10 protein-coding genes are annotated in these 11,737 nt (G+C 56.3%); 5 read left to right on the top strand and 5 right to left on the bottom strand.

From position 1 onward, the window contains the following. Positions 1-47: 47 nt before the first annotated feature. Entirely contained in the window at positions 48-1,628 is a 1,581-nt protein-coding gene (locus NOR97_RS17155) for an FMN-binding glutamate synthase family protein (RefSeq protein WP_257601268.1), read from the bottom strand. 249 nt (positions 1,629-1,877) lie between these two features. On the opposite strand from NOR97_RS17155, the gene NOR97_RS17150 reads away from it, so the two are divergent. Both NOR97_RS17150 and crcB read left to right on the top strand, forming a co-directional pair. Beyond that, a complete protein-coding gene (locus NOR97_RS17150) occupies positions 1,878-2,246 on the top strand; it encodes a CrcB family protein (RefSeq protein ID WP_257601267.1) in 369 nt (122 codons plus the stop codon). Next, positions 2,243-2,605 (top strand): fluoride efflux transporter CrcB, encoded by a 363-nt coding sequence (gene crcB / locus NOR97_RS17145; protein WP_170347103.1) that lies wholly within the window; start codon positions 2,243-2,245, stop codon positions 2,603-2,605. The genes NOR97_RS17150 and crcB overlap by 4 nt, the downstream gene beginning before the upstream one ends. A 576-nt stretch (positions 2,606-3,181) precedes the next feature. Here the strand turns inward: crcB and NOR97_RS17140 are convergent. From NOR97_RS17140 to NOR97_RS17125, 4 genes are read right to left on the bottom strand one after another with little or no spacing between them, the layout of a single operon-like run. Further along, on the bottom strand, positions 3,182-3,508 hold the full coding sequence (locus NOR97_RS17140) for a cytochrome o ubiquinol/quinol oxidase subunit IV (protein WP_254440049.1): 327 nt from the start codon (positions 3,506-3,508) through the stop codon (positions 3,182-3,184). Beyond that, a complete protein-coding gene (locus tag NOR97_RS17135) occupies positions 3,501-4,133 on the bottom strand; it encodes a cytochrome c oxidase subunit 3 (RefSeq protein WP_170347099.1) in 633 nt (210 codons plus the stop codon). The genes NOR97_RS17140 and NOR97_RS17135 overlap by 8 nt, the downstream gene beginning before the upstream one ends. After that, positions 4,130-6,220: a cbb3-type cytochrome c oxidase subunit I gene (locus NOR97_RS17130; protein WP_257601265.1), complete on the bottom strand. Its 2,091-nt coding sequence runs from the start codon at positions 6,218-6,220 to the stop codon at positions 4,130-4,132. The genes NOR97_RS17135 and NOR97_RS17130 overlap by 4 nt, the downstream gene beginning before the upstream one ends. Continuing rightward, a complete protein-coding gene (locus NOR97_RS17125) occupies positions 6,217-7,176 on the bottom strand; it encodes a cytochrome ubiquinol oxidase subunit II (RefSeq protein WP_257601264.1) in 960 nt (319 codons plus the stop codon). Before NOR97_RS17125 ends, NOR97_RS17130 begins: the two co-directional genes overlap by 4 nt. Before the next feature lie 187 nt (positions 7,177-7,363). On the opposite strand from NOR97_RS17125, the gene NOR97_RS17120 reads away from it, so the two are divergent. The 3 genes from NOR97_RS17120 (at position 7,364) to NOR97_RS17110 (ending at position 11,662) form a co-directional block, all read left to right on the top strand. Beyond that, complete coding sequence (locus tag NOR97_RS17120) at positions 7,364-8,599, top strand: lytic murein transglycosylase (RefSeq protein WP_374041638.1); 1,236 nt, start codon at positions 7,364-7,366, stop codon at positions 8,597-8,599. 660 nt (positions 8,600-9,259) lie between these two features. After that, on the top strand, positions 9,260-10,153 hold the full coding sequence (galU, locus tag NOR97_RS17115) for a UTP--glucose-1-phosphate uridylyltransferase GalU (protein ID WP_170347094.1): 894 nt from the start codon (positions 9,260-9,262) through the stop codon (positions 10,151-10,153). A 69-nt stretch (positions 10,154-10,222) separates the two neighbouring features. Further along, positions 10,223-11,662 carry a mannose-1-phosphate guanylyltransferase/mannose-6-phosphate isomerase gene (locus NOR97_RS17110; RefSeq protein WP_257601262.1) on the top strand — a complete coding sequence of 480 codons (1,440 nt, stop codon included), beginning with the start codon at positions 10,223-10,225 and terminating at the stop codon, positions 11,660-11,662. Positions 11,663-11,737 lie beyond the last annotated feature (75 nt).

The following is an 11,737-nucleotide window of genomic DNA, read 5'->3' as shown; positions in this document are numbered from 1 at the left end:
CGCCCACGCCTGTTCTGGGTGAACGGTTGCTGGTAACGGATCGGGTTTCAGAAACGAGATGCCGAAGCGCGTTCCCAATCCGCCGCGAATTCCTCGGGAACCACATCTGCCAGCAACGCACCATCCTCCAGATAGGTGTAAAGCTCGCCATAGGTGCGCTCATGCTCGTCCGCCGTGCGCCGCAAAATGTCGCGCGGATGCAGCTCGGACACTTTTTCCTTTCCCATCGCACCCAAGAGTTCGCGGAAACTCTCCAGTGTTGCGTCGTGATACCGGTGAACGCGCCGGCGCTTTTGCGGGATGTTCACCGCCCGCCCGCGAACCGGATCCTGGGTGGCGACCCCCGACGGGCAACGGTTGGTGTTGCAATGCAAGGCCTGAATGCAGCCCACCGCAAACATCATCGCCCGTGCCGCATTGCACATATCCGCACCAAGCGCGAATTTCTCGACCATGTCGTATCCGGTCGCCACTTTGCCCGCACAAATGATCCGGATCTTGTCGCGCAGCCCAACGCCACGCAGGCAATTGTTTGCAAAAATCAGCGCCTCGTTCAGGGGCATGCCCAGACGGTTGGTGAACTCGACCGGGGCCGCGCCTGTACCCCCTTCTGATCCATCGATGGTGATGAAGTCCGGCAAAATCCCTGTCTCGAGCATGGCCTTGCAGATCGACATGAACTCGGACGGGTTGCCAATACACAATTTGAAGCCGACAGGTTTGCCGCCGGACATTTCGCGCAGATGTTGAACGAAGCGCATCAACCCCGAGGGCCCTTCAAAAGCACTGTGAGTTGGGGGGGAAATCACATCCTGATGCTCGGGCACCCCGCGGATTTCGGCAATTTCGGCATCGACCTTGGCAGCGGGAAGAACGCCCCCATGCGCAGGTTTGGCACCTTGGGACAATTTGATTTCGATTGCCTTGACCACATCCTTTGTGGCCCTTTCGACAAACTTGTCCTTGTCAAACCCGCCTTCCGGCGTTCGACATCCAAAATAGCCCGTCCCAATCTGCCAGATGATGTCGCCGCCTTCGACCAGATGGTGAGGAGACAACCCGCCTTCACCGGTATTATGGGCAAAGCCTCCGTCCTTTGCCCCGCCGTTCAACGCGCGGATGGCGTTGGCGCTCAGCGCGCCGAAGCTCATGGCAGAAACATTGAGACGCGAGGCGCTGTACGGCTTCGTGCATTGTGGCCCGCCCAACATGACGCGATCTTCGCTTTTGTCCACATGTTTGGGCGCAAGCGAATGATTTGCGCGGTGATATCCAACCTCGTTTATGTCGTATTGCGTTCCGAAGGCCTGCGTATCCATCTGGCCCTTGGCGCGGGAATAGACCAGCCCGCGTACGATCCGGTTGTAAGGTCGGCCGCTTTCGTTGGTTTCAACGAAATACTGTCGAATTTCCGGGCTGACGAATTCAAGCATGTACCGGAAATGACCCAGAACCGGATAGTTGTTCAGCACATTGTGCTTGGTTGTCAGAATGTCGTAAAGGCCGATGACCGCGTAGGGCACCAAGATGACCAAAAGCCAATGTAGGGGTGGCCAGAAGAACCCCAACAGCAACACTAGCGGCAGGCAGACATAGCTCAGAAAATAGTAGATCCTGCGTACAATCATGTTCCTGTCTCCTTGTGTTTCCGACCGGTCGTTGCGCGTTCCAACAGCACTCAACGTGAAACAGATTGATTTTTAATTGCAAGCTTTCGCAGGAATTTATCCGCTCAAAGACGAAAACGTGAAAACGCGTTACGGCCGCTCGACAGTTGAACAGGGTGTCGCCAGTGGATATGCCACGCATACCAGAACACGACAGGCATACACGTGACAAAGACGCATTCCCAACCCCGGCGCGACCGAAAGAGCCTTATGTTTCTCGCTGTCTTTGCCGGCGGGGCGCTGGGATCGTTGCTGCGCGAAGTATTCGCGCTGGAAATCCCCGGCCTCGGTTTCCTGACGTCGACCTTCGGCATCAACGTGGCGGCCTGTTTCGTCCTGGGGTGGCTGTATTCAATACGTCACAAGGTGCACGCGCATGTGCTGCATCTGGGTGCGGTCGGGTTTTGTGGTGGGTTGTCCACCTTTTCGTCTTTTGTGGCTGATCTGGAACGTATTGCCGAAAGTGATCCGTGGGCCGTGCCGCTTGCCGTCGGGTTGGAAATCGCTTTCGGCATTGGCGCCGCGCTGGTCGGAGAGAAGCTGGGCAACCGTTTTCATTCCGAAAGGTCACCGTCATGAATGACCTCTATCTTCATGCGATGTTCGGACTGGGCGGAGGCCTGGGGGCGGTCCTACGTCATTGGCTGGCTTTGAAGGTGCGGCACGACTTGCCCTTTTCAACGTTGATCGTCAATGTAGTGGGCAGCCTGCTGCTGGGGGTCTGGATCGGCTATCTGGGCGGCCCTGTCGACATCCCCGAAGACCAAAGACGGCTGGTCTTTGGATTCTGCGGCGGGTTCACCACGTTTTCCAGCTTTGCCTATCAATCTCTTGAACTTCGGCGCGAGCGCACTCTGGTTCTGGCGGCTGGCAATATCCTGATCAGCCTGGCGCTGTGCTGGTTCGCCCTGTGGCTTGGGCTGACCTTGACGCGCTAATGCACATGAGGGGCAACACGTGACCCGGAATTCGGAGCACGACAGGAGAAAAAGCAATGGAATTGTCGCCAAGGCAGGCAGACCCAGATTGTTGAACACGGTCAGATAGGAAATCATCTCGGCCTGCTTCATGATTTCCCGGCCCAGAATGGCAGCACCTTCAGCGCTGTCTGGTGCAAGGCCGTGCGGCCGATAAGCTTGGGCCGCAGGGTTGTAAGGCGTCACGTTCTGGCTGAGCACCGCCGCAGGGGTCATTTGCCGTCCACCCACCAATCGGAAGACTCGACTATACGAGAATTGCGGCGCGTCGGCGGACACCGAGGATCAGGGGCGAAGGGTCAGGTTGGAGACCCATCCATCGGCCGCAGCACGGATCTTGGCCCAGGCAAGGTTGGTTTCCGCTATTTCAAACTGTGCCCGCGAAAACAAAATATTATCCTGTTTCGCTTTCAACCCGCTTTTCAGTGCCTCCAGAACAGAACAAGCCCGTCCGCAATTGCAGCGATTACCAAAGCCACGGCCTTAGTTTTGAGTGGCTTCTTTCTCACATCCCCTTTTTTCTGCAATCCACGAAAATTACATCACATGCATATGCATTCGAACTGCCAGATTGCCCAGCACCCAGACCGTTCCAAGGATCATGATCAACAGAACCATGGTGGAAAACAGAACCAGATGCAGGTCTTCGCGGCTGCTGCGCCGGCGATCGATGTGCAGGAAATAAACGAGTTGCAGAACAAGTTGGGCCAGACCCAGCAATCCAATGGTCAGGTAGACACCGGGGGTTTCGATCCCAAACAGGTAGGCCGCGCCGAACATTGCCAGCGTCAGCAATAGCGAGCCACCGTATCCGATCACATAGCGCCGACGCTCGCGACGGTGCATTTCAGAGCGCTTATCCATAGGTCAGACCTCCGAAATAAACGATGGTGATGATCCCGATCCAGATCAGGTCGAGAAAATGCCAGAACAGTGCCAACCGCACTACGCGTGAGATAATGACGTCCGTCATCCCTTTCATGCGCAGTTGGATTCCCAGAACGATCAGCCACAAGCATCCTGCGGCGACGTGCAGACCATGCAGAGGAACGAGTCCGAAGAAGGCCGACAAGAAACCGCTGCGCTGCGGAATGCCACCTTGTTCCGCCATGGCCATGAAATCACGCACCTCAAGCACAAGGAAACTGATCCCCAGTAAAAGCGTGACGCCAAACCACAAGACAATCCGAGCGCGCGGCAGATTGTATTTCAGCGCCAGCATGGCAAGGCCAACCGTCAGGCTGCTTGTCAACAGGATGAGCGTCTGCGCAAAGATGCTTTTGAGATCAAACAGCTCGTGCGGGCCGGGACCACCGGCCTGCGCATCGATCATCGTGATGTAGATCGCAAACATCAGGCCGAAATAGACCAGGTCACTCATCAAAAAGACCCAGAACCCGAACGTGACGACCTCGGTCGCCTTATGAGCACTCGCGTGGCGTTCCCCCAGATTGATACCTGGATAGCTGTGGGTGGGCGCGCGCTTCATGTCACCGCCTCCAGATCGGGGCGGGCGAGGCCGCGATTTTCCGGAGACGTTTCAAAATCGCGATCCACCGCCTTTTCGCCGTGAACCCGTGCAAGCCAGGCTTCGTGATCCTTGCGCACTTCTTCCGCTGGTATGGTCAGCTCGGTGCTGTCATCGAACGTCCAGACGATCACCGCCAGGATCATCAGAACCGTCATCAATGCAGCCAACCACCAGATCCACCAGACCAGCGCAAACATCCAGATACCGCTCAGAACACACAAGACAAAGCCAATGCCTGTATTGCGCGGCAATTCGATATCTTCATAGGCGTCGGGCGTTGGGTAGGCTGCACCCTTGTCCTTTGCTGCCGCAAAATCATCCCGATCCGTAACGGTTGGGATGATCGCAAAGTTGTATGGCGGCGGCGGCGACGGGATTGACCATTCCAACGTCCGCCCATCCCATGGATCCCCAACGGGAACGCGGGTCTTTTCGCGGTCGCGGATGCTGACCCAAAGCTGGATCAGAACCGAGAACAACGCGCAGGTAATCACCAGCGCCCCAACGATCGCCACCATCATGAAAGGATGGAAGGATGGGTCATCGTAACTGAAAGAACGACGCGGCATCCCCATCAGCCCAACGAAATAGAGCGGCATGAATGTCAGCAAAAACCCTATGGTCCAGAGGGCAACCGAGACGCGGCCCCAGACCTCGTTCAGGCGAAAGCCGAACGCCTTGGGGAACCAGTAGTTATAGGCGGCCAAAAGACCAAACAGCACCCCCGGCAACAATACGTTGTGGAAGTGGGCCACCAGGAACAGCGTATTGTGTACCTGATAGTCCACGGTCGGATTGGCCAGGATCACCCCGCTCAGGCCACCAATCACGAACAACATCAAAAACGCCAAGCCATACAACATCGGCACCGAGAACCGGATGCGACCCCGCCACAGAGTCGCCATCCAATCATAGACTTTTACACCGGTGGGAATGGCGATCAGCATCGTTGCGATACCAAATACAGCGTTGATCAGGGCGCTCTGCCCCATGGTGAAGAAATGGTGCAGCCATACCGTAAACGACAGAACCGCGATGGACATCGTGGCGATGACAAGCGAGTTGTAGCCGTAGAGCCGCTTGGCCGAAAAGGTCGCAAAAACCTCAGAGTAGATGCCGTAGGCAGGTAGAACCAGCAGGTAAACCTCGGGGTGGCCGAACAGCCAGAAAAGATTGGCATAGTTCATCATGTTGCCGCCGAGGTCATTGGTGAAAAAGTGGAAGTCCAAATAGCGGTCCGCCGCCAGCAACAGCGCCGCGACGCCCAACGGCGGCATGGCAAAGACGATCAGGATCGAACTGCATATGATGGTCCAGCAATACATCGGCAGCCGCATGAAGGTCATGCCCGGCGCGCGCATCTTGTAGATCGTGACGGCGAAATTGATCCCGGTGAGCGTTGTGCCGACACCCGAAACAACGATCGCCCAGATCCAGTAGTCAGGCCCAACGCCCGGATTGAAGGCGGCCCCGGTATACGGCGGGTAGGCCGTCCAGCCACCGGTCGAGAACCGCCCCACCACCAGCGAAACCATAAGCATCATGCCGGAGGACACCGTCAGGCCCAGACTGATCTGGTTCAACCGAGGAAACGCCACATCCCGCGCCCCGATCATCAGCGGAACGACAAAGTTCGCGATGCCAAAGACAAAGGGCACCGCGACAAAGAAAATCATGATCGTGCCATGGGTGCTGAACAACTCGGCGAAGTGTTCGGCTTCCAGGAACCCGTCGCCCGGGCCCGCGGCCTGCTGCGCGCGCATGACGACGCCTTCCAACACGCCGCGCGCCAGCATGACGATGGCAAAGACGACATACATGATCCCAATCTTCTTGTGATCAACACTGGTCAGCCAATCGCGCCAAAGGGGCGTCCACAATCGAAACCAGCTAAGCAGGCTGACCACGACGACAACGCCAACCAAAACGATTGCGGCAGCGGCGTTGGCAACGATCTCATTTGCGTTCGGGTTCTGGATCAACCCTGTGATCGGAAGCGCATCCCAGTCGAGGCGGCCAAGGAACCCTGAATAGGACGGCGTCATTGCTGCCCCTCCTGCCCGAAGGATGCCGTTCCCGGCTGTTGATCCACCGGCAGCGCTTTGCCTTTGTGATAGCGGTGCAGGATCGTTTGAAACAAATCTTGTTCCATCGTGAAGTACAGCGCGTCCTTTGGCATCTTGTCAGTGCCCAGTGCCGCCTGCACCTCATCCCTGTCCGTCCGCATCGCAAGCGTCTGATAAGTTGCGGGGTTCAGTTGGATACCATTGTCACGAACTTTTTGCGCCCATGCTTCGAACTCATCATTGTGCATCGCTACGGTGCGAAATTTCTGTTTGGTAAAGCCGCGCCCGTTGTACTGCGTGTTCTCGCCTTGCATGACTTCGGGCGCGTCCGCGACCAGATGCAGTTGGGTGGTCATGCCCGGCATTGCGTATATCTGGCCGGCCAGCGCAGGGATCATGAAGGATTGCATGACGGTATCGGTGGTCAGCGTCACGGCCACTTGCCTTTTGGTGGGAATGCCGAACTCGCCCACACTGGCAATACCAAGATCGGGATAGATGAACAGCCACTTCCAATCCAGTCCGACAACCTGCACACGCAAGGCCGGGTCTTCGCCAAAGGTCGACGCGTAAGGATCAAGCCGATGGGTGGCCTTCCAAAGGTAGAACGACAGGAGCGCCACGATCACAACGGGCACACCCCACATGAGGAATTCCAGTTTCGCGGAAAAATCCCAATCCGGTCGGTAAACTGCGTAGCTGTTCCTTCGGCGGCGATAACGAAACGCGATCAACGGCACCAGTATCAGCACAGGGATAACAGCCACCATGATCACAGCGGTCGCCCGCAGCAGATGCGTTTTCTGGATGGCGGCAATGGGTCCTTGCGGATCCATGAAACTGTCGCTGGCGGCAACCATTTGCGACATCGACACCAACAGGATCACGGCCACCATGAGCAGAGGGATTGGGTTGGGCATATTGACTTGTGCCATAACGGACTGCCCTTTCCTCAAACAATTTCCATTCGACTATCGGCAAGTGTGTGAATTTTCTCAAGAGTTTTTCCAAACCGCAAATTGTCCAGGTCAGGCCCCAACTCAATTTCGGGTATAACGGGTCCGGGGATGCGCGATATCTTCCCGTTGACTTGCATTCCCAGCCGAGACAGACAAAACAATGATGCGTATTCTGTTTTTCTCTTTAGGGTTAATCCTCCTCTCTCAACCCACGCTGGCACAGGATCGTGCGGCGATTGAACGCCAGTTTCAATCGTGGTTGCAGGAAACGATTTGGCCCCGGGCAAGGGCCAAGGGTGTGACACGCGAGACAATGCAAGCAGCCCTCTCCGGCGTGACCCTTGCGTGGAACTTGCCGGATCTGGTGCCGCCGGGAAGCGCACGCAAAACCCCCAAGGTCCAGAAGCAGGCCGAGTTTGGCTCACCCGGTCGCTATTTCAATCCGGGGTCGGTGCAAGGCGCAACATCGGAAGGCCGTAAAATGGCAAGGCGCCATGCCGCAACCCTGGCGGCGTTCGAAGCCGAAACCGGCGTTCCAGCCCGCATTATTCTGGCGATCTGGGGAAGAGAGAGCGGATACGGACAAGTTCCAATCCGTCATGATGCTTTCAGGGTACTGTCGACCAAGGCCTTCATGAGCACCCGTGCCGACTATTTCACCGCAGAGCTTGTTGCCGCCCTGCAAATCGCACAAGCAGGGCACCAGCCCGCGCGACAAATGAAAAGCAGTTGGGCTGGCGCTTTGGGCCAGCCTCAGTTCATGCCGTCCAGCTACTTGTCGTATGCTGCTGACGGCAACGGCGACGGGGCGGCTGATATTTGGGGGTCACCCGAAGATACGATTGCTTCAATCGGAAACTACCTCAAGAAACATGGCTGGGTCACTGCACGGGACTGGGGATTCGAGGTTTTCGTACCCAAAAACGTCTCGTGCGCTTTGGAAGGCCCAGATCATGGGCGACCTATCCAGGACTGGGTTGAGATGGGGATACGCCGCGTCTCGGGCAAACCCTTTCCGGCCCATGAGCTGCGTGGTGACGGGTATTTGATGATGCCCGCAGGACGACATGGTCCGGCTTTTCTTGTTACGCCAAACTTCTACGTTCTAAAGGAATACAACAAAAGCGACCTGTATGCCTTGTTTGTCGGCCATGTTGGCGACCGCATTCAATACGGTATCGGCGATTTCAGCGGCACTTGGGGAAAGGTCGGCGGGCTGTACAGATCCGATATCGCCAAGATGCAGCAGGCGCTGGAACAAAAAGGGCATGATGTCGGAGGGGTCGATGGGCTGCCAGGGTTCAAAACCCGTCGTTCGATAGGTCGGTGGCAAGAGACCCTGGGGATCGCACCAACCTGTTTTCCGGACGCGCCGATGAAAACAAGCCTGGCCCCGTGAGGCAAACCATGGTGCCCAGCCGACTCTGACACCCGGCCAGTTCATCGATCCATTGTGAAACAATCAGGCGTTCCCAGAACCTATCCCTGGAACCAGGCAACAATTGTTGCCCATTCGAAAACAGAATTGGAAAGGGAAAATCAAAAACACGGACGCGTTGAACAAGGCGGTCAGCCGCCCTTATTCGAAGCAAGATACTCTGTCCGTCTGCGTCCTCTGACACGGTATGTCCTTCAGGCCCCTTGCTTCCGAAAAGGAGGGTTGTGGGCGGCTTTGGGCGGGTTGCGGTTTTCAGGTTGGGAAAATCACGCAAAAATAACATGATACGCGGCGCGGCAACACAGTCGGGTCGGTTCGGGGAACGCCATGATCTGCAAAACACGCCGTGGGGAACAGGCCTATGAATTATTCGTGACGGACCGAAGCGATTTATCCCGCTCTTCACCGTGCAGTCAGCCAATGATCCAAGCACATGGTACACAAACATTGTATGGATACCGCATCAGACCGGGCTTTTGACTCCTCCCTGGCAAGGTGGCACGATTTGACTGATAGCAGCCTGATCCATCAGGCATCATTGATTGACAGGGTATTGCGGCCTATGAGGACATTCCGGACATATCCTGCTCTGCTGGCAAAACTTGATAATTGAGAGGCACCATGACACGCAAAGTTACCAAAGCGGTTTTTCCAGTAGCGGGCATGGGAACGCGTTTTTTGCCAGCGACCAAATCCGTTCCAAAAGAAATCATGACGCTGGTGGATCGTCCATTGGTGCAATACGCCATTGACGAAGCCCGTGCAGCCGGGATCAAGGAGTTCATTTTCGTAACGTCACGCGGAAAATCCGCGCTGGAAGATTATTTCGACCACAACCTGGTTCTGGAGCAGGAGCTGAAAGCCAAAGGCAAGAACAAGCTTCTGGAAGTGCTGAACAAAACGAATATGGAAAGCGGCGCGATCGCTTATATCCGCCAGCATAAAGCTCTGGGGCTTGGACACGCGGTCTGGTGTGCCCGTCGGCTGATCGGTGATGAACCATTTGCCGTCATGCTGCCTGACGACGTCATCGCCGCCGACAAACCCTGTCTGCAACAGATGATCGAGGCTTACGAAGACACCGGTGGCAACATGGTCGCGGCGATGGAAGTTCCGAAGGAGAAGACAAGTTCTTACGGCGTGCTCGATGTTGGCGACAATATCGGGTCTGTCGTCCCCACCAGAGGCATGGTTGAAAAGCCTGACCCATCGGAAGCACCGTCCAATCTGGCGGTCATCGGCCGGTATGTGCTTCGGCCTTCCGTTTTCGACAACCTCAACGCAAAAAAAACCGGAAGCGGCGGCGAAATCCAGCTGACCGACGCCATCGCCCAGGACATTGCCGCCGGAGTGCCGGCCTTCGGTTACAAATTCGACGGTCAGCGTTTTGATTGCGGTTCAAAATCAGGCTTTCTGCAAGCCACCGTTGCCTTTGCTCTTGCCCGCGAAGACCTGCGCGATGATCTGAGCCAATATCTGAATGACATTGTCGCCACAGGGAAAGCCGCTCAGTAGCCACAGATTGTTTTACTTGTCTAAAAACATGGCAATACCGTCAGTCACCCGCAATTCGAAGGCACGTGCATGACCAATACAGTCTACCCCGTCATTCTTTGCGGTGGATCGGGAACACGTTTGTGGCCCCTGTCACGCAAAAGCTATCCCAAGCAATTCGTTCCTCTGGTCGGCGAAACAAGCCTGTTGCAGAATTGCGCGGAACGGATGCTCGGGCCATCTCAAGAGCCATACGCAAAGCCCCTGATTCTGACCAACGAGGCGTTTCGCTTTATTGTCCCCGAACAATTGATGGCCGTCGGAATTGACCCCGGCCCAGTTCTGATCGAGCCCGAAGGTCGAAACACCGCCCCCGCTGTTCTTGCCGCAGCCTTGTATCTGGCGGCACGAGATCCGGATGGCATCATGCTGGTGGCGCCGTCTGATCACGTGGTTCCGGACATGGGCGCCTTTCATCAAGCCGTCGCCGAAGGCGTACGGGCAATAAATGAACGACGCGATCTGGTTACCTTTGGCATCACTCCGACACACCCGGAAACCGGTTACGGCTATCTCAAACTCCGCCATCCTCCGGAATCGACCCATGAGGTTGTCCCATTGGATCGTTTTGTGGAAAAACCTGACCGGAAAACGGCCGAGGCGATGCTGTCGGATGGCAGCTATCTTTGGAACTCGGGCATCTTCCTGTTTGCCGTTCGCGATATCCTGGAAGCTTTTGAACAGCATGCGAGCGAACTGATCCCGCCGGTTCAAAAGGCCGTTGCCGAGGCAAAAACGGATTTGGGCTTTCTTCGATTGGACCCGGCGGCATGGGCGGGCGTGGAAGATATTTCAATAGACTACGCCGTGATGGAAAAGGCCCTGAACCTGAGCGTGGTGCCTTATTCCGCTGGCTGGTCCGATGTCGGAAGCTGGACTGCGGTTCAAGAGCTGTCGAACCCCGATGAAGACGGTGTGGCGACCAACGGAGAAGTAACCGCAATCGACTGCCGCAATGCACTGATACGGTCCGAGTCGCCGGCGCAGGAAATCGTGGCAATGGGTCTTGAAAACGTAATCGCCATTGCGATGCCCGATGCGGTTCTGGTCGCGAGCATGGACAAGGCCCAGGACGTGAAACAAGCCGTTACGGCACTGAAGGCCAAAGGGGTGAAACAGGCAGAATCCCTGCCGGTGGATCATCGTCCGTGGGGCTGGTTCGAAAGCCTGGTGATCGGAGACAGGTTTCAGGTCAAGCGCATCCATGTTCATCCCGGCGCGTCGCTCAGCCTGCAATCCCACCATCATCGTTCCGAGCATTGGATCGTGGTTGAAGGCACGGCCAAGGTCACCATCGGTGATCAGGAGCGTTTGGTAACCGAAAACCAATCCGTCTATATCCCGCTGGGAGCGACACACCGAATGGAAAACCCCGGGAAAGTTCCCATGGTTTTGATCGAGGTTCAGACTGGCACCTATCTGGGTGAAGACGACATCATCCGATACGACGACATCTACGCCCGAGATTGATTCTCGGGCATTGCTCTGCACGGGAACACCCATCGGCGGGTTCTTCGCAGACACCAGAATCTTTCCAAAATCTTC

The organism is Ruegeria sp. YS9 (assembly GCF_024628725.1).
GTDB lineage: Bacteria > Pseudomonadota > Alphaproteobacteria > Rhodobacterales > Rhodobacteraceae > Ruegeria > Ruegeria atlantica_C.
Note: the sequence above shows the minus strand (reverse complement) of the source record. Positions and strands in the feature narration are given on the sequence as shown.